The sequence below is a fragment of the Parafrankia sp. EUN1f genome, assembly GCF_000177675.1.
GTDB lineage: Bacteria > Actinomycetota > Actinomycetes > Frankiales > Frankiaceae > Parafrankia.
The window spans coordinates 41,748-61,274 of record NZ_ADGX01000007.1 but is presented as its reverse complement, the minus strand read 5'-3'; the positions used below and the strand labels follow the sequence as shown (position 1 = coordinate 61,274).

The 19,527-nt window shown below is 71.1% G+C and carries 21 protein-coding genes; 11 read left to right on the top strand and 10 right to left on the bottom strand.

Annotated features, from left to right (window positions below):
* Window positions 1-342: 342 nt before the first annotated feature.
* A complete protein-coding gene (locus tag FREUN1FDRAFT_RS03220; RefSeq protein ID WP_035949310.1) occupies window positions 343-1,587 on the top strand; it encodes a CoA transferase in 1,245 nt (414 codons plus the stop codon).
* 2 nt (window positions 1,588-1,589) lie between these two features.
* Window positions 1,590-3,158, top strand: coding sequence for an AMP-binding protein (locus FREUN1FDRAFT_RS03215; RefSeq protein ID WP_006538505.1), 1,569 nt, complete (start codon window positions 1,590-1,592; stop codon window positions 3,156-3,158).
* A gap of 241 nt (window positions 3,159-3,399) precedes the next feature.
* Here the strand turns inward: FREUN1FDRAFT_RS03215 and FREUN1FDRAFT_RS03210 are convergent, their stop codons facing one another.
* On the bottom strand, window positions 3,400-3,753 hold the full coding sequence (locus FREUN1FDRAFT_RS03210; RefSeq protein WP_006538504.1) for a group 1 truncated hemoglobin: 354 nt from the start codon (window positions 3,751-3,753) through the stop codon (window positions 3,400-3,402).
* A gap of 384 nt (window positions 3,754-4,137) precedes the next feature.
* Here FREUN1FDRAFT_RS03210 and FREUN1FDRAFT_RS03205 point away from each other — a divergent pair, with 384 nt between their 5' ends.
* The 3 genes from FREUN1FDRAFT_RS03205 to FREUN1FDRAFT_RS03195 all read left to right on the top strand — a co-directional run bounded on the left by FREUN1FDRAFT_RS03205 (window position 4,138) and on the right by FREUN1FDRAFT_RS03195 (window position 7,679).
* Window positions 4,138-5,079 (top strand): SDR family NAD(P)-dependent oxidoreductase, encoded by a 942-nt coding sequence (locus tag FREUN1FDRAFT_RS03205; protein ID WP_006538503.1) that lies wholly within the window; start codon window positions 4,138-4,140, stop codon window positions 5,077-5,079.
* Between the two features lie 366 nt (window positions 5,080-5,445).
* Window positions 5,446-6,036 carry a hypothetical protein gene (locus FREUN1FDRAFT_RS03200; protein ID WP_035949127.1) on the top strand — a complete coding sequence of 197 codons (591 nt, stop codon included), beginning with the start codon at window positions 5,446-5,448 and terminating at the stop codon, window positions 6,034-6,036.
* A gap of 266 nt (window positions 6,037-6,302) precedes the next feature.
* On the top strand, window positions 6,303-7,679 hold the full coding sequence (locus FREUN1FDRAFT_RS03195; protein WP_006538501.1) for an NADP-dependent succinic semialdehyde dehydrogenase: 1,377 nt from the start codon (window positions 6,303-6,305) through the stop codon (window positions 7,677-7,679).
* A 162-nt stretch (window positions 7,680-7,841) separates the two neighbouring features.
* On the opposite strand, the gene FREUN1FDRAFT_RS03190 is transcribed toward FREUN1FDRAFT_RS03195, so the two are convergent.
* Together FREUN1FDRAFT_RS03190 and FREUN1FDRAFT_RS45805 are read right to left on the bottom strand one after the other, a co-directional pair.
* Window positions 7,842-9,413 (bottom strand): TIR domain-containing protein, encoded by a 1,572-nt coding sequence (locus FREUN1FDRAFT_RS03190; RefSeq protein WP_006538500.1) that lies wholly within the window; start codon window positions 9,411-9,413, stop codon window positions 7,842-7,844.
* A 244-nt stretch (window positions 9,414-9,657) separates the two neighbouring features.
* Entirely contained in the window at window positions 9,658-9,885 is a 228-nt protein-coding gene (locus FREUN1FDRAFT_RS45805) for a hypothetical protein (RefSeq protein WP_232295021.1), read from the bottom strand.
* Between FREUN1FDRAFT_RS45805 and FREUN1FDRAFT_RS03180 the strand changes: the two genes are divergently transcribed.
* Genes FREUN1FDRAFT_RS03180 through FREUN1FDRAFT_RS03170 form a run of 3 tightly spaced genes read left to right on the top strand, consistent with a single transcriptional unit; the run spans window position 9,856 to window position 11,871 of the window.
* Window positions 9,856-10,923, top strand: coding sequence for an MFS transporter (locus FREUN1FDRAFT_RS03180; protein WP_232295020.1), 1,068 nt, complete (start codon window positions 9,856-9,858; stop codon window positions 10,921-10,923). The two genes, FREUN1FDRAFT_RS45805 and FREUN1FDRAFT_RS03180, sit on opposite strands and share 30 nt — an antisense overlap.
* Window positions 10,924-10,963: 40 nt before the next feature.
* Window positions 10,964-11,407: a YidH family protein gene (locus FREUN1FDRAFT_RS03175; RefSeq protein ID WP_006538498.1), complete on the top strand. Its 444-nt coding sequence runs from the start codon at window positions 10,964-10,966 to the stop codon at window positions 11,405-11,407.
* Window positions 11,404-11,871: a DUF202 domain-containing protein gene (locus FREUN1FDRAFT_RS03170; RefSeq protein ID WP_006538497.1), complete on the top strand. Its 468-nt coding sequence runs from the start codon at window positions 11,404-11,406 to the stop codon at window positions 11,869-11,871. The genes FREUN1FDRAFT_RS03175 and FREUN1FDRAFT_RS03170 overlap by 4 nt, the downstream gene beginning before the upstream one ends.
* A 45-nt stretch (window positions 11,872-11,916) precedes the next feature.
* On the opposite strand, the gene FREUN1FDRAFT_RS03165 is transcribed toward FREUN1FDRAFT_RS03170, so the two are convergent.
* Together FREUN1FDRAFT_RS03165 and FREUN1FDRAFT_RS03160 are read right to left on the bottom strand one after the other, a co-directional pair.
* Entirely contained in the window at window positions 11,917-12,600 is a 684-nt protein-coding gene (locus FREUN1FDRAFT_RS03165; protein WP_085948842.1) for an alpha-ketoglutarate-dependent dioxygenase AlkB, read from the bottom strand.
* A 99-nt stretch (window positions 12,601-12,699) separates the two neighbouring features.
* Window positions 12,700-13,866, bottom strand: a complete 1,167-nt coding sequence (locus tag FREUN1FDRAFT_RS03160; protein WP_050795725.1) for an IS110 family transposase — start codon at window positions 13,864-13,866, stop codon at window positions 12,700-12,702.
* A 339-nt stretch (window positions 13,867-14,205) separates the two neighbouring features.
* On the opposite strand from FREUN1FDRAFT_RS03160, the gene FREUN1FDRAFT_RS03155 reads away from it, so the two are divergent.
* Window positions 14,206-14,643 carry an NUDIX hydrolase gene (locus tag FREUN1FDRAFT_RS03155; protein ID WP_006538494.1) on the top strand — a complete coding sequence of 146 codons (438 nt, stop codon included), beginning with the start codon at window positions 14,206-14,208 and terminating at the stop codon, window positions 14,641-14,643.
* A 34-nt stretch (window positions 14,644-14,677) separates the two neighbouring features.
* Here the strand turns inward: FREUN1FDRAFT_RS03155 and FREUN1FDRAFT_RS03150 are convergent, their stop codons facing one another.
* From FREUN1FDRAFT_RS03150 to FREUN1FDRAFT_RS43410, 4 genes are read right to left on the bottom strand one after another with little or no spacing between them, the layout of a single operon-like run.
* Entirely contained in the window at window positions 14,678-15,646 is a 969-nt protein-coding gene (locus tag FREUN1FDRAFT_RS03150; protein ID WP_232295022.1) for an ABC transporter permease, read from the bottom strand.
* A 5-nt stretch (window positions 15,647-15,651) separates the two neighbouring features.
* Window positions 15,652-15,858, bottom strand: a complete 207-nt coding sequence (locus FREUN1FDRAFT_RS44915) for a hypothetical protein (RefSeq protein ID WP_006538492.1) — start codon at window positions 15,856-15,858, stop codon at window positions 15,652-15,654.
* Between the two features lie 21 nt (window positions 15,859-15,879).
* On the bottom strand, window positions 15,880-16,473 hold the full coding sequence (locus FREUN1FDRAFT_RS03145) for an ABC transporter ATP-binding protein (protein ID WP_006538491.1): 594 nt from the start codon (window positions 16,471-16,473) through the stop codon (window positions 15,880-15,882).
* 60 nt (window positions 16,474-16,533) lie between these two features.
* A complete protein-coding gene (locus tag FREUN1FDRAFT_RS43410; protein WP_157474243.1) occupies window positions 16,534-16,890 on the bottom strand; it encodes an ABC transporter permease subunit in 357 nt (118 codons plus the stop codon).
* Between FREUN1FDRAFT_RS43410 and FREUN1FDRAFT_RS03135 the strand changes: the two genes are divergently transcribed.
* Window positions 16,780-17,577 (top strand): GntR family transcriptional regulator, encoded by a 798-nt coding sequence (locus FREUN1FDRAFT_RS03135; protein WP_006538489.1) that lies wholly within the window; start codon window positions 16,780-16,782, stop codon window positions 17,575-17,577. The genes FREUN1FDRAFT_RS43410 and FREUN1FDRAFT_RS03135 overlap by 111 nt on opposite strands.
* 101 nt (window positions 17,578-17,678) lie before the next feature.
* On the opposite strand, the gene FREUN1FDRAFT_RS03130 is transcribed toward FREUN1FDRAFT_RS03135, so the two are convergent.
* Entirely contained in the window at window positions 17,679-18,677 is a 999-nt protein-coding gene (locus FREUN1FDRAFT_RS03130; RefSeq protein ID WP_006538488.1) for an intradiol ring-cleavage dioxygenase, read from the bottom strand.
* Window positions 18,678-19,123: 446 nt separating this feature from the next.
* Here FREUN1FDRAFT_RS03130 and FREUN1FDRAFT_RS03125 point away from each other — a divergent pair, with 446 nt between their 5' ends.
* A complete protein-coding gene (locus FREUN1FDRAFT_RS03125) occupies window positions 19,124-19,480 on the top strand; it encodes a DUF4333 domain-containing protein (RefSeq protein WP_006538487.1) in 357 nt (118 codons plus the stop codon).
* The last annotated feature ends 47 nt before the right edge of the window (window positions 19,481-19,527 follow it).

Genomic DNA, 19,527 nt, shown 5'->3' with positions numbered 1-19,527 from the left:
GGAAACAAGTGCCCCGGGTGCGGCGGACGCTGGGATCATGGCCGTGACCGACCGCCGCGACCACCCACCGTGACTACCCGCCGTGACCACCCGTTGTGACGATCCGCCGCGCACCCCGCCAGGCAACGGCGCCTCGTGCCGGCCGGGCCGTCGCACGCCCCGGGCCGCCTGTTCGGGCCGGCCGTTGGGCGTGCCGTGCGGGGCGGTTGGGGCGGTTGGGGCAGACGGATGGCGCGGCGGAACGATGGTGGCGCGGGCCGCAGGAACGATAGGGGTGGTCGATACGTGAAGGCTCGTAGCTGCTCGGAGGGCACCGACGGTGGCCCGCGGCATTTCGGGCCGTTGGCCGGGATCCGCGTCATCGACCTCACCGCCATGGTGATGGGTCCGTACTGCACGCAGATCATGGCCGACATGGGTGCCGATGTCATCAAGATCGAGCCGCCGGCGGGTGACAACACCCGGTTCATCTCCGTCGGCCCGGAACCCGGCATGGCCGGCGTCTTCGTCAACGTGAACCGCGGCAAGCGCAGCGTCGTGCTGGACCTGCGCAGCCCCGAAGGTGCTGACGCGCTGCGCGAGCTCGTCCGCGGCGCGGATGTCTTCATCCACTCGATGCGGGCGAAGGCGGTCGCGAAGCTCGGCTTCGGCTACGAGAACGTCGCCGCGATCAATCCGTCGATCGTGTACACCAACTGCTACGGTTACGGCCGCCGCGGGCCGGACGCGAACCTGACCGCCTATGACGACACGATCCAGGCGGAGTGCGGAATTCCGTTCGCGCAGGAGCAGCTGACCGGGGAGGCCAGCTACGTCGGCACCATCATGGCCGACAAGGTGGCCGGGCTGACCGCGCTGTGGGCCACGATGATGGCGCTGTTCCACCGGGCCCGCACCGGCGAGGGGCAGGAGGTCGAGGTCGCGATGTTCGAGACGATGGCCTCGTTCATGCTCGTCGAGCACGCGAACGGTGCGATGTTCAGCCCTGCGCTCGGCCCGGCGGTATACCCGAGGGCGGTGGCACCGAACCGCCGGCCGCACCGGACCAGCGACGGCTACATCTCCGTGCTTGTCTACAACGACAAGCAGTGGGCCGCCTTCGTCAACGCGGTGAAACCGCCCTGGGCCGGCGAGCATCTCGCCACGCTGGAACAGCGGGCCCGCCAGATCGACAACGTCTACGCGCTGCTGGGTGAGACCTTCCGGGAGCACACCACCCAGTACTGGCTCGACCTGCTGCGGTCACTGGACGTCCCGGCCGCGCCGGTGCGTTCCCTCGACGAGCTTTTCGACAATCCGCACCTCGACGCGGTCGGATTCTTCGAGACGGTCGACGGCGACCTCGGCCCGGTGCGTTTTCCCGGCTCGCCGGCCTGGTTCTCCCGGACTCCGGGCCGGGTCGCGGGCCCGGCGCCGCGCCTGGGCGCCCACACCCGCGAAGTCCTCGACGACCTCGAACTGGGCACCGCCCCGGCCACCGCTCCCGGCACCGCTTCACCGCATGCCGCCTCACCGAACGTCGATCTGCCCGCTCAGCCTGCTCAGCCAGCTCAGCCCGCCCAGTCCACTCAGCCAGACGGAGGTTGACCATGGTCAATGTCGCGAGCCTGTTGACGACGTCGGCCCAGCGGTTTCCGGACCGGTGCGCGTTGCGCTACGCCGACGGCCGGACGTCCTATCGCCAGCTGCGCGACGCCGCGGCGATGTTCGGCTCCGCGCTGCTGCGGCGCGGTCTGGTCCCCGGTGACCGGGTGGCACTGTTCATGCCCAACTGCCAGCAGTACCTGGTGGCACTGTTCGGTGCCTGGTATGCCGGGCTGGTCGCGGTGCCGATGAACGCCAAGCTGGCCGGGCCGGAGGTCGCCGTGATCCTCGGTGACAGCGGCGCCCGGGCGCTGGTGCACTCCACCTCCGCGGCGCGGTTGGTCGCAGGGCTGGATCTGACCGGTGTGCACACCGTCGCGGTGGATCCGGCAGCGCCGGTGGACCCGGCAGCGCCGGTGGACCCGGCAGCGCCGATGGACCCGGCCGGTGGGGCGAAGGAAGCCTTCGCCCAGCTCCTCGCCGAGGGAACTCCGGATCTCGAGCCCGCCGAGGTCGCCGCGGACGACCTGGCCTGGCTCTTCTACACCTCCGGGACGACCGGCCGGCCCAAGGGTGCCCAGCTCAGCCACCGCAACCTGCTCACCATGACATGGACCCTGCTCGCCGACGTGTGCGCCTACACCCAGGACGACGTCGTGCTGCACGTGGCCCCGCTCTCCCACGGCAGCGGCCTGTACGCGCTGGGCTCGATCGCCCGTGGCGCCGACAACATCATCCATGCCGGCGGCGGCTTCGATCCGTCCGAGGTGCTCGACCTGGTCGCTCGTGAGCGCGTCTCAGTGCTCGCGTTCCTCGTGCCGACGATGATCGTCCGCATGCTCGGCGTCGCGCCGACGGACACCAGCTCGCTGCGCTGCGCCGTCTACGGCGGGGCTCCGATCCACGTCGAGCACTCCCGGGCGATGATCGACCGTTTCGGCCCGGTGTTCGTCCAGATCTACGGGCAGGGCGAGTCGCCGATGACGGTGACCTACCTGAACCACGCGACATCGCCGGGGACGCCGCTCGACTCGGCGGGGGTGGCTCATCCGGGGGTCGAGGTACGCGTCCTCGACGGCGACGACCGGCCGGTGCCCGCCGGTGCCGAGGGCGAGGTCTGCGTGCGCGGCGACGTCGTGATGCGGGGCTACTGGAACAACCCGGCCGCGACCGAGCGCGCGCTGCGGGGCGGCTGGCTGCACACCGGGGACATCGGCCGCTTCGACGAGCACGGCAACCTCTTCCTGCTGGACCGCAGCAGCGACGTCATCATCTCCGGCGGCGCGAACATCTACCCGCGGGAGGTCGAGGAGGCGCTCGTCCAGCATCCGGGCGTGGCCGAGGTCGTGGTCTTCGGGGTGCCGGACGAGACGTGGGGCGAGAACGTCGTGGCCGCGGTGGTGCCCGTGACGACCCCGCCCCCGCCGGAAAGCGAGCTCATCACCTACAGCACGACCCACATCGCCGGCTTCAAGAAGCCAAAGAAGATCATCTATCTGGAGGCGCTGCCCAAGAGCGCCTACGGCAAGGTCCTGCGCCGCGAGGCGCGCAAGCTCGTGCTGAGCGAGCCCTGATTCCCTGCCATTCGGGGGCCGGACGCGCCGGACGACCCAGGCGACCCGGACGACCCAGGCGACCCGGATGACCCGGATGACCCGGGCGAGTTTCGTGACCCAGGCGACCCGGATGACTCGGACGAGTCGACCGGGGCGGGCGAGCCGGATCAGCCGGCCGGGGCGGCCGGGCCGGCGGTGGGCCGGGTGTCGGCCGCCCCGGGTCCTGCTCCGGCTGGGTGTGGCCGGGTCCGTCGGCGGATCAGGCGCTGACGATCTCCTTGCGCAGCGGGGCGAGCGCCGCGCCGATCTTGCCGGTGGTCTCGGCCGGGACGCCGAGCCCGGTCAGCGCCGCGACCAGGTGGTCGACCACCGCGTCGAAGTGTGCGTCGCTGATCTTGAGCGGGGTGTGGACGGCGGGAATGGCCCGGCCCTTGTACACCTCCGGGCCGCCGATCGCGGCGGCGATGAACGCACGCTGGTGGGCCTTGAGGCTGGGAATGTCACGGCCGGCGAAGTAGGGCGAGAGAACGGGGTCTGCCGTCACGCGAACGTAGAACTGGTCGACTGCGGCCTCGACAGCCGTCGCGCCACCGATCGCGTCGTAGATGCTCACCAGAGACTCGCTTTCGCAGAATTGACCCGGCCGCGGGCGCTGGCGCTGTTTCTGGCTATGGCCACGCCAGCCGGCAAGGTCGTGCAGGTGTGTGTCCCGACAGTTTCACTGAACCGCGCGAACAATGTCCCTAGAAAGGGTCCAATGTCGGCGTCGAGGAGACGGACGACGGGGCCGGTCGGGCCTTCCGACTTCCTCTTCTCCTCGGTGCGCTGGCAGCCCGGCGTGAGACCACGAACTGTGGCGCCTTGCTCCCCAGCAGACCAGTCTGGGTGGACGAACTGGTGTGACCGGTGCGATCGGCGTGACCGGTGTGGCCGTGGGGACCGGTGAGACCACGGGGACCGGTGTGGCCGGGCGCCCAGGAGACAGGAGTGTGGCGGGATGGCTGTGACGGAACGGATCACGACTCCGTTCACCGCGGAATCGACGGCAGCGCAGGTGCTGGCAGGTGTCGATCTCGGTGGTCGCAGGTCTGTGGTGACCGGTGCGTCGTCCGGGCTCGGCATCGAGACGGCCCGTGCGCTCGCGGGTGCGGGCAGCGAGGTCACCCTGGCGGTGCGCGATCTCGCGGCGGGCCGGCGTGCCGCCGACGACATCGCCGCCAGCACGGGCAACAAGGCGGTGCACGTTGCCGCACTGGACCTTGCCGATCTCGGTTCCGTCGCCGCCTTCGCCGCGGCCTGGGCGGGTCCGTTGCACATCCTGGTCAACAACGCCGGGATCATGGCGACCCCGCGGCTCCACACCCCGCAGGGCTGGGAGCTTCAGTTCGCCACCAACCATGTCGGCCACTTCGCGCTCGTCAGTGGCCTGCGCCCCGCACTCGCGGCGGCCGGGGGAGCGCGGGTGGCGGTGGTCAGCTCGGCGGCGCACCTGCGGGCGGCGGTGGACTTCGACGACATCCACTTCGAACGCCGCCCGTACCAGCCATGGGTGGCGTACGGCCAGTCGAAGACGGCGAACGTGCTGTTCGCGGTGGAGGCGACCCGGCGCTGGGCCGAGGACGGGATCGCCGTGAACGCGCTGATGCCCGGCGCGATCTCGACCAACCTGCAACGTCATGTCGACACCGCCGAGATGGAGCGGCTGCGTGCCCGCAGCGGGGCGCCGGAGCAGCAGTGGAAGTCCGTGGAGCAGGGTGCCGCGACGTCGGTGCTGGTCGCAGCCTCGCCGCTGCTCGGCGGTGTCGGTGGCCGATACTTCGAGGACTGCAACGAGGCGCTCGCGCACACTCCGGGCAGCCCGGGGGGAGTCGCCGCCTATGCGCTGGACCCGGTGGCAGCGAAGCAGCTCTGGGACATCACCGCCCGCATGCTGGCGTAACACCGCCAGCCAGTTGACGATCTGGACGCTGTACGTAGCTAACCAGTTATTCCGAGCCAGGCTCGGGCAGATGGAGAGCGGTTGCTGTCCGGCCGCCGGTCGGGGCCGTGCGGGCTGGTGAAGGCGGTGAGCATGATGAACGACGCGGCAGCGCCAATGACTGCGGCAACGCCGGCAGCGGAGCCGACACCAGCATCCGGGGCGCCACCAGCATCCGGGGCGCCACCAGCGTCCGAGCCAACATCAGCATCCGAGCCGACGCCAGGGGCCGCGCTCGGCCTGGCTGGCGTCGTGCTGTATCCGACGCACTCGTTAGCATCCGGCTCGTTCACGTCCGGGTGGAACACGGCGGCGAGATCCCGGCTGGTGCGATGGTACCTGATCGCCGTGCTCGACGGCCTGATCGTGACCGGAGCCGTCGCGCTGCTCGCCTGGATCGCCGTGCTGGAGAAGGCCACGGAGGCCGGTCCACCCACCGAGGGCCCGCTGTCCTCGGCGGTCCTCGCCGCGGCCAGCCTGATCGTGTCCGTGGTGGTGATCCTGACCGGCGCGTCCCCGCGGGGGCGTGCCGAGCTCGCGCTGGGCCTGCTGGTGGCCGGTCTGCTCATGGTGACGACCAGCTTCACGTGGTATGCGTCATCGGTCGTCCGTGGTCTGGCGGACGTCCCGCGACTGTTTGACCTGTTCCTGATCCCCGAGCAGCGGGTGGACGACCCGGCGGTGGCCGGTCTCCTGCACGCCCGCGGCTGCCATCTGGCGGCCGGCAGCGCTGTCACCCGGGCCATTCCACCGGCTCCACCTGCGGGCCGGGAGCGGGCCGGCGCCCCGGTACGCAGCCCGCCGGACGCAGGCCCGCCGCCGCGGCCGGCGAGATTCATCAGCCCGCCGGCAGCTGGGACGCACCCACCGAATGGGCATTCCGACCTGCTCTCCGGACACTCGCGGGGTACTCCTTGAGACCATCCCACCGGGGCTCGGAAACCATACCGATAATCGTCGTCTCTGCTAGGGTTCGACACGTGGCAGGGCTTTGGGAGAACCAGGCCACGCATCGGCTTTCGCGGCGACGTTTCAGCGGGCGGCACCGGGTGTCTCGAGCACACAATGCGTGAAGGTGTCATCGGCATCTGAAAAGCGCCGGCGGCACGTGCGGTGCACATCACAGGCGGTGGTTGCCCGCGGACCCACAAGCAGAGCAGAAGCACAGAAACAGAAGGAGTGACATGGCGATTCGGTCGGTCAATCCGGCGACCGGTGCGGTGGTGCGCGCATTCGAGCCGCTCGACCCTGCCCAGATCGAGGAGCGTCTGTCCCGCGCCAGCGCCACCTTCGCCACCTACCGCCGGACGACGTTCGCGCAGCGGGCCGAGTGGCTGCGCCGCGCCGCGGACCTGCTCGACGCCGAGCTGCACGACATCGCCGTCACGATGACCACCGAGATGGGCAAGACCCTGCGCTCCGCCGAGGCCGAGGCGGCGAAGTGCGCGAAGGGGATGCGCTTCTACGCCGAGCACGCCGAGGGCTTCCTCGCCGACGAGCGGCTGAGCGATCCCGGCGTCGTCGGCGCGAAGCGGGCGTTCGGCCGTTACCAGCCGCTTGGCGTCGTCCTGGCTGTCATGCCGTGGAACTTCCCGCTCTGGCAGGTCGTCCGCTTCGCCGCGCCCGCGCTGATGGCCGGCAACGTCGGCCTGCTCAAGCACGCGTCGAACGTCCCGCAGTGCGCGCTCTACCTGGAGGACCTGTTCCTGCGGGCCGGCTTCCCCGCCGGTGCGTTCCAGACCCTGCTGATCGGCGCCGGCCAGGTCGAAGGCGTGCTGCGCGACCCGCGGGTCGCCGCCGCCACCGTCACCGGCAGTGAGCCCGCCGGCCAGTCCGTCGCGTCGATCTGCGGGCACGAGATCAAGAAGACGGTCCTGGAGCTCGGCGGTAGCGACGCCTTCGTCGTCATGCCGTCGGCGGACGTGGAACGCGCCGCGTCCGTCGCCGTCACCGCACGCTGCCAGAACAACGGCCAGTCCTGCATCGCGGCGAAGCGCTTCATCGTCCACGAGGACGTCTACGACCAGTTCTCGCAGCTGTTCGTCGACGGTATGCGGGCGCTGAAGGTCGGTGACCCGATGGACCCCGGCACCGACGTCGGGCCGCTCGCCACCGAAGGCGGCCGCCACGACATCGAGGAGCTTCTCGCCGACGCGGTGAAGCACGGCGCCAGCGTGCTGTGCGGGGGGACGGCCCCGGCCGGGCCGGGCTGGTTCTTCCCGCCGACCGTCGTCGGCGACATCACCCCGGACATGCGCCTGCACCTCGAGGAGGCGTTCGGGCCGCTCGCGACCATCTACCGGGTGCCCGACATCGACACCGCGGTCGAGATCGCCAACGCCACGACCTTCGGCCTCGGCTCCAACGCCTGGACGACCGACCCGGCCGAGCAGGAGCGGTTCATCACCGACCTCGACGCCGGCGCCGTCTTCATCAACGGCATGGTCACCTCCCACCCGGAGCTGCCCTTCGGCGGCGTGCGCCGCTCCGGCTACGGCCGGGAGCTCAGCGCCGTGGGCATCCGCGAGTTCTGCAACCTCAAGACCATCTGGGCCGCCTGAGCAGGCTGGCACCTGACCCGGCTGTCGCTGCTCCAGACAGCCGCCTGATTGTCCGCACCGCAGGGCGCGAACGGAAGCCGTTCGCGCCCTGCGGTCCGCCAGGGGTTCCGTGCGCGCCGAAGCCGACTCGGCAGGCGACATTGCGCCCGCCATCGCGGCTTGTCAGCCGATCGACCACAGTCGGGCCGTGCGGTCGGCGGAAACCGTGGCGAGTATCGCTCCGTCGGAGCTGAAGGTGGTACCCCAGGACACGGGCTCCTCGTGGCCTCTGAGGACCAGCCGTTCACTGCCGCTGGCGACATCCCACAGGCGCACGGTCGTGTCCTTGGACGTGGTGGCGAGCAGTGTTCCGTCCGGGGAGAATCTTCCGTGCCAGACGGTGTCGTCGTGGCCCGTGAGAACAGCCCGTTCGCTACCGGTGGCGACGTCCCACAGCCTCGCGGTCTTGTCTCTGGATGCCGTGGCGAACACCGTGCCGTCCGGTGAGAAGGATCCCCAGGGCACCGGGTCGCTGTGGCGGTCGAGAACGGCGTGCGTCCGGCCGGTGGCGACATCCCAGAGCCGAGCCGTCTTGTCCTTGGACGTGGTGGCGAAAAGACTGCCGTCCGGGGAGAACTCCCCTGCCCAGACAGGGTCGGTGTGGCCGGTGAGAACGGCCCGCTGGCGACCGGTGGTGGCGTCCCATAAGCACGCGGTCGTGTCCTTGGACGTGGTCGCAAGCAATGTCCCGTCTGGCGAGAATGATCCCCAGTACACAGTATTCTTGTGACCGGCAAGAACAGCCTGTTGTCGGCCGGTGGCCGAGTCCCACAGCCGCGCGGTTCCGTCGGCGGAGGTGCTGGCGATCCGCGTTCCGTCCGGGGAGAACGTCACGAACCAGGCAGGTCCCAGATGACCGGTGAGAACGGCCACCTGGCGGCCGGTGGTGATGTCCCACAGCCGAATGGTCCGGTCCCACGAGGCGGTGGCGAAATGCTCTCCGTTCGGGGAGATGGCGACTGACCACACAGGCTCCGTGTGGCCTTTCAGAACGGCTCGCTGCTGACCGCTGGCGACGTCCCAGAGCCGGGTGGTCCGATCTCTGGAAATGGTGACCAGAACAGAGTTGTCCCGGGAGAACGCCGCGCTGTTCAACTCATGGGTGTGCCCTCGCAGGGTCGCCAGCGGCGTGCCGAACGGACGGCGGGGTGCAGCGTCGGCCGCTTCTCCCAAGGGGGCGGTCCCTGCTCCCGGCGGGGCCTGGCGAGGCAGCTCGGGAAAGCTGGGTGGGCTGCTGGGCTTGGCCCGGCCGGCCAGGCTGTGACCAACCTGGGCGAGCAGGTGGCCCCTGGCCGATTCGGCATCCATGCCGAACAGGTCGAATCCGACGACGCCACGCAGCAGGCCTGGCCGGTCGCAGTCCTCGAATCGGATCGGTAGCAGACTGCGGGCGAACCCGTCGGGGTCGGCCGCGAGCGCGCTCTGCCACTCGGCTCCGCCGTAGACCGAGGCCAGATAGGCCTTGGAAAGTACGACAATTATTCTCCGGGCTCGGGTGACTCCATGCTGGATCCCGGAAATCCAGTTCGACCCGGGGACGAAGTCCCAGGCCTGTATGAGCACCCGGTAGCCGGCCTCTTCCAGGTGCCAGGCAACCCACTCGGCCGCCTGCTGATCGACGGCCGTGTAGGAGATGAAGAAATCGTACGCCGGTATCCCGTTCTCCGGGCTGCAGCGACCCGAGCTCCGGACCATCTCACCAGACCCTGTGAACGTTCGAGCTGTCCATGGTCGACGTAGGTTACCGGCATGCCCGGATGCCCGCGCAGGCGGTCACGTCAACGCCCCGAAACGGGCGAGACGTTCTGGGACTTCTGTGTCACCTGCGCTCGATGTCGATGTGGACTTCGACGTCACCTTTCCTTCTCAGGCGTCTGGTAGAGGCGCGCGTGGCCGGGCCAATCCGAGGGCGACCAGGCCAGGAACTGCCAACATGCGCCTACTGCATATTGCGGGTGGCGGGTCTCGACACGAGTTCGATGAAGGTGCCCCAGGGGAGCAGGACGTAGATCCATTCCCGGCCGGCGAGCGGGTGGTTCGCTCCCAGCGTCTGGGGTTCGCCGAGCACTTTGACTCCCGGTTCGGCCGCGAAGGCCGCGGCGGTGGCGGCGACGTCGGCGACCTCGAACGCCAGGTGGTGACCGCCCGGGTCGCAGACGCGGGGCACGGCGCCCGTCAGGTACCCGTCGGGGTCCTGTTCGCGCTGATGGGCCTGCAGGCGGCGCTGTCGGCGATCGACGCGCCGGCCCGCCAGACGTTCGCGGCCCGGCTGCTGCCCGCCGACCAGCTCCCCGCCGTCGGCGCGCTCGAAGGCGTGACCACGACCGTGGCGATGACCGGCGGACCACTGCTCGCCGGCGTCCTCGTCGCAGGCGCGGGCTACGGGACGTCCTGCGCGGTGGTCGTCGTCTCCTATGTCGCGATCTTCGCCGCCACCTGGCTGTTGCCCCCGATGCGGCCCGAAGGCGGTGGCACCCAGGCGGGGCCGCGCAGCGTCGTCGACGGGCTGCGCTTCCTGCGGGGACGTCCCGTGCTCGCGATGACCTTCCTGGTCGGCATCAACGCCATGCTGTTCGGAATGCCCCGAGTGCTGTTCGCGGTGCTCGCCGTCGAACAGTTCCACGGTGGCCCGCGGACCACCGGCCTGCTCTACGCGGCGATGGCCATCGGCGGCACGATCGTCGCGGTGACCGGCGGCTGGCTGTCCCGGGTGAGCCGCCAGGGCCTGGTGGTGGCCGTGTCCATCGCCGTCTGGGGTGCGGCCATCGCCCTGTCCGGCCTGGTCGGGACGCTGCCGCTGGCCCTGCTGCTGCTCGCCGTCGCGGGTGGCGCCGACACGGTCTCCGCGGTGCTGCGCACGACGATCCTGCGGGTCGCCGCCCCGGACGCCGTCCGTGGCCGGATGGCGGGCCTGTTCATGGTGACGGTAACCGCCGGGCCCAGCCTCGGTGACCTGGAGTCCGGCCTGGTCGCCGGGTTCACCTCGGCCCAGTTCAGGGTCGTCGCCGGAGGCGTGGCCTGCCTGGTCGGCCTCGCCGTGCTGCTCGCGGCGATGCCGTCCTTCCTGCGGTACCGCGGCACCGAGCCCGCCGGGGCGGCCGGGCCCGCCGAGACCACCGAGCCCGCCGGGATAACGGTCGACATGTCGGCGGACACTCCCGTGGAGGTGGTCACCGGCGCGGGAACGGCTCAGACGGGTGGGTGACCGGTCGGGCCGCTCACCTGGCGGACAGTACGGTGGGCCGGTGGGCGGCGGCGACGATGACGCGGATGCCCACCGCCAGCGAAATCGCTGGGTGTCGGCCGTGCGCGACTGGTGGCGCCGCCCGGCGGACATCGGTCAGGTCGGGCAGGATCCGGATGTGCGTTTCAGCCTCGCGAACGAGCGGACGTTCCTCGCCTGGCTGCGAACCTCGCTCGCCCTGCTGGCCGGCGGCATCGCTGTGGTGCAGGTCGTGCCCGACTTCAGCTTCTCCGGCGCCCGGCACGTTCTGGGCGTGCCGCTCATCCTGCTCAGCATCGCCGTCGCCGCAACCAGCTACCGCCGGTGGGCGCTCGTCGAGAAGGCGATGCGTGAACGGAGATCGCTGCCCGTCTCGGGGCTGCCGCGCGTGCTCGCGGCCGGCGTGGCGCTGCTCAGCCTGGTCGCGCTGATCTTCGTGCTGGTGGCCGGCAAAGGCCCCCAGTGAACGCGGATGCCGCGGATGGCCCGGGTACCGCCGGCGGTGCGGGTGCCGCGGGTGCTCCGAGCAGCGTGGATCGTTCGGGTGGCGCGGGGCCGGCGGGCACCTCGGGAGGCGGTTCCGCGGAACCGGGCCGCGGCGGCCTCCCTACGGCACCGGATCTGCTTGCGGGGGAGACCCAGCCGGAACGGACCTACCTTGCCTGGCGGCGGACCGGGCTGGCCTTCCTCGGACTGGCCGCGCTGCTCATGCACAACCCCCAGGACTACGGCGGCGGCCCGCTGGGCTGGGCAGCCGCGGCGGCGGCGACCGCCGGCGGTGTGACGGCGTGGCTGACCGCCTCACGGCGCTACCACCAGGGAATGGTCGACCCCACGGGCCGCTGGGTGCATCCGGGACGGGCTCTTCCGCTTCTCACGGTCGCCGCGGTCGTGTGCGGCCTGCTGGCCCTCGCACTCATCCTCAGCTGAGCCGGTGCGGGTGGTTGAGCCGTTGGCAACTACCGCGCCGGCGCGTCAGCGCACGTTGCGTGGGCGGAACTGGACGCTCAGCCGGGGGCCGACGGGGCGCGTGGTCTTCGGCACGGCGTGATCCCAGGTGCGCTGGCAGCTGCCGCCCATGACGAGCAGGTCGCCGTGCCCAAGTGTGAGCCGGATCGTCGCGCTCGTGGCCGTGGCCGTGGCTGTTCTCGTGGCCGCCGGCCCACCGGGGCGCGGCCGTAGCAGCAGGGCGCGGGGAGCGCCGAGAACGAGGATCGCCACCATCGTGTCGTGGCTGGAGCCGCGGCCGATCCGGTCGCCGTGCCACGCGACGCTGTCGCGACCATCCCGGTAGAGAGCCAGGCCGAGCGTCGCGAACGGCTCACCCAACTCCGGGGCGTAGTGCGCGTCGAGCGCACGTCTGGCCGCGACGAGCGCCGGGTCGGGCAGGGGCTGACCCTCCTCGTAGAAGGACAGCAGCCGGGGGATGTCGACCGTCCGGTCGTACATCGGGCGGCGTTCGGCGCGCCAGGGAACCTGGGCGCACAGGCGCTCGAACAGCGAGTCGGCGCCGGTGACCCAGCGGCGGCGCAGGTCGACCCACGCGCCGGCGGCCAGATCGTGGCGGCGCAGGCCCTCGCGCAGCGGCTCCACGACGGCATCGGCCTGCCCGTCGAGCAGCACGTCGAGCAGCGACGCCTGGAACGGAGCTGCCCTCACCCTCCCGACGATACCAAACACATGTTCGATCGCGGCCTCGGTCGCCGGCGCGGAATGCTCCCGAGCGCGCGCATGAAAGACATCCCAGGAGCTGACATGTCAAGCCGCGATCTGTTCGGCGGAGGGCCAGGCGGTCGTCTCGTCGTAGGGGCTGCCGGTCTTGATGCAGCCGTGGAGGATGCCGACGAGGCGGTTGGCGAGCTGGCGCAGGGCGGCGTTGTGGCTGGCTCCGCGGGCTCGTTGCCGGTCGTAGTAGGCGCGGGCGCCCGGGGATGCCTGGAGGCTGGAGAACGCCTGGGTCATGAGGGCGTCGACGAGCCGGTCGTTGTGGACATAGCGGGCCGCGACGGTTCTCTTCTTGCCGGAGGCGCGGGTGATCGGGCTGGTGCCGGCGTAGTTCTTGCGGGCCTTGGCGGTGGTGTAGCGGTCGGGGTCGTCGCCGAACTCCGCGAGCACCCGGGCACCGAGAACCGGTCCGAGCCCGGGCTGGGACCGGATGATCTCAGCGGCCGGGTGCCGGCCAAAATGCTCCTCCACCTGCCCTTGCAGGGCCTTGACCTGCCCGTCGAGCACGGTCAGGACCGCGACCAGGGCGCGGACCGAGACCGCGTAGGCGCCGGTCACGACGTCGGGCTGGCCGAGATGCTCCGCGCGCAGCACGGCCTGGATCGCGGCCGCCTTCGCCGGGATGTCGCGGCGGCGGGCACGGCGCAGCGCGGCACTGATCTGGCTGATCGTCAGCCGGGTGGCCTGCGCGGGGGTGGGCGCCTTGGCCAGCAGCTCCAGAGTGTCGGCGGCGTCGAGGTCGTCGAAGGCGACCAGCGCGGCGGGGAAGTAGTCCCGCAGCGCGTGCCGCAGCCGCTGGGTATGACGGGTCCGTTCCCAGATCAGCGTCTTGTGAGTGCGGGTCACGACCTTGACCGCCTCGGCGGTGGCCGTGTCCCCGGCCACCGGGCGCAGCTGGTGGGCGTCGGTGCGGACCATGTCCGCGAGCATGTGCGCGTCGGCGGCGTCGCTCTTGGCGCCCGACACCGCGTGCCGGGCCCGGAACCGGGACGCCTGCAGCGGGTTGATCGCGAACACCGTGTACCCGGCGGCGACCAGCGCCGCCACCCACGGGCCGCGGTCGGTCTCGATCCCGACCAGCACCTCGATGCCGTCGGGATCGTCCCCGGAATGCTCGCCGATCATGGCGTGCAGGCGGGCGATCCCGTCCACGCCTTCGGGCAGCCGTGCCTTGACCAGCCGACGGCCCGAGGCGTCCATCACCTCCACATCATGGTGATCTTCCGCCCAGTCGTCTCCCACGAACAGTCGCAACACGTCTCCCGCCCTCTGTGTCGATCACCGTGAGCAGCCCGCGGGAGAACAGTCAGCGACCTAATGAACACAGTGCTCACGCCGTAGGGGCGGGCACGACATCCCATCAGCGATCAACTCTCCCGGCCAACCGGCAGGGGCACGGTCTTTCAACAGGACTCGAAGTCCAGGACCCACGAGTGCTCACCTGCCAGCGGCTACCGATCGGGAGTCTGCCGGACGGCTGGCTCCCACGACATCATTAGGATCCGCGGGGGCCGGGACCGGCCGGACGAAGGAGCGATGATGGGCAACGAGCCGGAGCCGGACGAACCTCTGGTGCGCGCCGCCGGGGGAGTGGTGTGGCGCGCCGCGCCCGGCGGGGTGGAGATCGTGGTCGTCCACCGGCCGCGGCACGAGGACTGGTCGCTGCCGAAGGGGAAGCTCGACGACGGGGAGACCTGGCTCGCGGCAGCCGTCCGCGAGGTCGCGGAGGAGACCGGTCTGGCGGTGGAGGTCGGTGAGTCCCTTGGCGACGTGACTTACGAGGTCGAGCGGCACGGCACCAGGAGTCCCAAGATCGTGCGCTACTGGGCGCTACGGGCGACCGGCGGCACGTTCGTCCCCAACGAGGAGGTGGACGAGCTGCGCTGGCTACCGCTCGAGGCGGCGGTCGGGCTGCTCAGCTACGGTCTGGACCGCGAGGTGGTGGACCGGTTCCGCAGCCGACAGGCCGCCGGCTGACCGCTCGCCGGCCCGCGCTGCCCGGCGTGGTGGGTCAGCCGCGGCGGGCCCGGGACGGGTGCCAGCGCAGCAGCAGCCGGTCGGCGAGCGCGACCAGGGCGAACAGTGCGACGGCGAAGAGGAAGGCGGTCATCGCCGCGCCCCACAGGTCGGCGACCTTGGACTGCACCGCTGCCGTCTTGATGTAGGTGCCGAGCGTGTTGCGCTCGCCGCCGAAGTACTCGCCGATGATGGCGACGGAGAACGCGCTGGGCAGCGCGACCCGGACGCCGCTGATGAAGTACGGCAGCGCGGAGGGCAGGAACAGCGAGAGCACCGACCGCCAGCGCGGCATCGCGCACGCGCGGAACATCTCCGCGAGCCCGGCGTCGGTCGCCTTCAGCCCGGTCAGCGTGTATGTGAGCATGATCGGTGTGGTGCCCACGGCGACGACGAACACCCGTGACGCCGGCTGCAGCCCGAAGAAGACGTTCGACAGTGGGATCACGGCGACGACCGGCAGGGCGAGCAGGGCCGCGCTGTAGGCCCGCGCCAGCTCGGAGAGCAGCTTCGACCGGAAGGTCGCCACGGCGACGGCGACGCCGACGGCGACGCCGAAGGCCAGTCCCTGCACGGCCTCGCGCAGCGTGTTGAAGCCGTATTCGATGTAGACGTCGGGCTTCTCGGCGAATGCGTCCCAGATCGCGGACGGCTTGGCCAGCACGAACGGCCTGACGTCGAACGCCTCGATCGCGAGCTCCCACAGCACGAGCAGCACCGCGATCACAGCCGCCGGAACGGCGACGGCGACCGCCGCGCTCAGGACCCGTCGGCCCGCGGACCGCCCGCGACCGGTGCGAGCCGGGAGCGGGGCCTCGCCCGTTCCGGCGACCGTGCCGTCGGTGCCGGTCTGCGCGGTGCCGGTCTGCGCGGTGCCGGTCTGCGCGGTGCCGGTCTGCGCGGTGCCGGTCTGCGCGGTGGCGGTGGCGGCGGGGTGGGTGCCGGTGGGGTGGGGGCCGGTCACGGTGCTCAAAGGTCACGCCCCATCACGTCGAACAGTGCGTCGCGGACCTCGGTGACGGCCTCGAAGAACTCCGGTGTCCGGGAGGTCTCGGCGGTGCGCTCGTCGGGCAGCGTGATGTCGATCGTGCGGTCGATTCGTCCCGGGCGGCGGCCCATCACCACGACCTGGGTGGAGAGCAGGACGGCCTCGGGGATGCTGTGGGTGACGAACACGATCGTCTTCGCGGTGCGCCGCTACAGTTCGTGCAGGTCGAGGTTGAGCCGGTCGCGGGTGATCTCGTCGAGGGCGCCGAACGGCTCGTCCATCAGCACGATCGGTGGCTCGGTGACGAGCGAGCGGGCGATCGCGACGCGCTGCGCCATGCCGCCGGAGAGCTCGGCCGGGTACTGGTTCACCGCCGCCGCCAGGCCGACGCGGTCGAGTTCGGCCAGTGCCCGCTCACGGCGCTCGGCCCGCCCGACCTTCATCGCCTCTAGCGGCAGCTCGACGTTGCGCCGCACCGACCGCCAGGCGCACAGGTTCGCGGCCTGGAACACGAAGCCGATCTCGTGGGCCTGCCGGGCCTGCGAGACCGGATGCCCGCCGGTGAGGACCTCGCCGCGGCTGGGCTGGGCGAGGTCGCCCATCATCCGCAGCATCGTCGACTTCCCGCAGCCGGACGCACCGATCACCGAGACGAACGAGCCGGCCGGGATCCGGAACGAGATTTCCCGCAGCACGGGTGCCGACGGATCGCCGAACCACTTCCAGATTCCGCGCAGCTCGATGGCGCCGCGCTCGTCACCGGCTGTGCCCGTGGGGGCCGGGTGTGGGTGCGGGTGTGGCAAGGGCGGCGTGTCCCGGTGCGGGTGCGGGTGCGGCCGGTGCGGCGGTGGTGGTCCTCGGCATCAGTGGTCTCCGGTCGGCAGGCTGGATGTCCGCAGGGCGAGCTTCGCCAGGCGGGTGAAGATCGCCTGGGCGAGGTAGACCGTGACGAGACCGCCGATCGCGGTGGTGATCGCGGCGCACCACAGGGCGGCGGGCTCGAAGTTGTAGAACTGCGCCGAGGAGAGCACCAGGACGGCCATGCCCTCGGTGGACCCGGCGGGCAGCTCGGCGACGACGGCGCCGACCACCGCGAGCGCGGCGGCGGTATGCACGGCGGCGTTGGCCTGGGTGAGCGCGCTGGGCAGCTCCAGGCTGCGGAAGACCTGCCAGCGGCCGGCACCGAAGCTGGCGAAGACCCGGCCGCCCGGACCACGCACCGGGACGTCATCGACCGGCTGCGGCGTGCGATCCTCATCGGCGCGCTGCCGGCCGGCACCCGGCTCGTCCAGGCGGACCTGGCGAGGCGGCTGCGGGTCAGCGTGACGCCGGTACGAGAGGCGCTGCGGGACCTCGTCGGGGAGGGGCTCGTCGACTTCGACCCCTACCGGGGCGCCACGGTGCATTCACCGACGCTCGCCGAGCTCGAGGAGATCTACGAGATCCGCACCCGCCTGACCCCGCCGGCGGTTCAGGGCTCGGTCGACCGCACCACGAACAGCGATCTCGCCGAGGCCGAGGCGCTGGGCGCCGCGATGGAGGCCACCAGCGACCCGGCCGAGTGGGTGGACCTCAACCGCAGGTTCCACGCGGTGCTGATCGCGCCGTGCCGGCGCGCCCACCTGCTGGAGATCCTCACCCGGATGTCCGATCTGTCGACCCTCTACGTCGGCGTCTCGCTCGGGGGCGACAGCGGGCGGCGGGAACGTGGGGACCATGACCATCACGAGCTGGTGAGCGCCTACCGGGCGCGTGATGTGGGCCGAGCGGTGACCGTTTCGCTCAAGCATGTGGCCGACACGCTGGACGACGCTCGCGCCGCGCTGCTGCGCGGGCCCGCGCCCGCGCTCACGGGTGGCGCGCTGGACGGCGACGCCGGCGACCGGTCGTCAGGCCCCGATCTCTGACCGGCCGCCCGACCCCCTGACCCCGACCTCCCCGGCTGACCGTCCGACGTCCGACCTGCCGGTTGGGGCGATCCGGAGGACCGCCCAAGGGCCATGCGGCCTCAGACGCTCGGGGGCTGTCCGCCGGGCGCGTCCGACGGCGGCTGTCCGCCGGGCGCGCCGTAGCCACCCGGCTGGCCGCCTCCTGCTCCGCCTTCTGAGCCGCCGCCCGCGGGGGCCTGGCCTCCCCCGCCCGCGGTCGTCGTCGTGTCGACGCCGGCGGTGAGCGAGACCTGGTAGCCCGCGGTGGCGCTGCCGGTCACGGTCCCGAGCTGGCGTGCAGCGGAGTCGTCGCCGAAGACGTTGTCGTTGTCGAGGGTGACCTGGGCCAGGTTGGTCACCGACTGCTCGTACCCGGTCTCGGCGTAGGCCGCGTCGCAGATCTTCTTCGGCAGCGCGATCTGTGAGGTGGCGATCGCCTTGGTGGAGTCCGTGATGGAGGACTGGTCGGGATACACCTCGAAGTGGATGTGCGGCCAGCGCCCGGAATAGCAGGCCGGGAAGATACTCGTGAAGCGGACCACACCGTTCTCGTCCGCCACCTGGACGCCGCGCAGATAGTTCTCGCCGGTGATTCCCTCGCTGTACAGCGAATACTTTCCGTCGCGGTCACAGTGCCATACGTACACCGCCACTCCCGTGAACGGCGCGGCACTCCTGGCGAGGTCCGTGATCGTCAGCTCCAGCGTCATCGGGATTCCCTGCGCGGTCCCGCTGGCGTCACCGAAGCTGCTCCTGATGTCACTGCGGATGATGCCGTCCTGCTCCAGGACGTCGGGCCCGTTGGACCCGTCACCTGGATAGGGGCCGGCGGTCTCCTCCGGGATCTCCGCGCTGTTGGAACTCGCCGCGGCGGCGCCGCCGGTGCTGGACGAGTCGGTCGATCCTCCGCAGGCGGCGAGTCCCGCTGTCGCGGCCCCCATACCCAGGAAGGTCAGCATTCGGCGCCGGTTCACCAGAACGCCGAGGCCGGCGGTGGGATCCTGGTCGACAGCCTCCGCGGCGGGGCGCTGCGCCAGCCCCGGCAGTATCGGCCTTCTGGCGGGGTCGCGCTCGTGCATCGTCGCTCCACTTCGGATGTCGTCCGTCAGGTCGGGTCGTACGTGTCCCGTTACCGGTGTCTCCCCTCGAAGGGTGCCGGGCGCATCCGAGGTCGCGCTGTGCGCAGGCTGTGCAGTCGCTGTGAGCCTCGGTGACCGCACGGTGGCCGCGTGGCGGGCGCCGGGCGGCCCGCGCGGCTGTCCATCCGGCAGCCGACAGCGAGGATGTCGGCTGCCGGTTTCCTTTTGCTGTTGTCGCAGTAGTGACATTGTTTTACCGGCTGAACCGCTCGTATCTCCTGCTACCTTGACGACGGGGCGCCGCGTGGGGGTCGCGGTCAAAAGGCCGCCCCGTTGGCAGGGAATTCTTCGACGGTTCGGGCCGGCGCATTCCGCGCGGGTTGCGGACCCGATTATGCCGAAATGCTTCCCGGCGGGAGTTTCGGCTGACTGGGAAGGGGACTGGAATGACTGGGAACATCCGGACCACACGGCGTGGCGGGCGGTTCACGCTGATCGGTGGCGGCCTGCTGGCCGCGCTGCTGCTGGTGGGCTGTGAGGGCTCGGTCTCCCTGGGCGGGCGCGAGGTGGCCTCGGAGGACGTCGAGCAGGAGATCGCCGCGAAGTTCGGCAGCCAGTTCGACCGCACCGACCTCGCCGTCGACTGCCCCGGTGCGTTGCGGGCCGAGACGGGAGCGACCCTGCAGTGCACGCTCACCGATCCGACCGACTCCACCAGCTACCCGGTGAACGTCACGGTCGACGGCGTCGACGGTGACACCGCGAGCTTCAGCTTCGAGCTCGGCGACGCGAAGACCACCTGACGGCGGCCGGTGGTTCAGCGCGCCGTGCTGGCGCGCTGAACCACCGT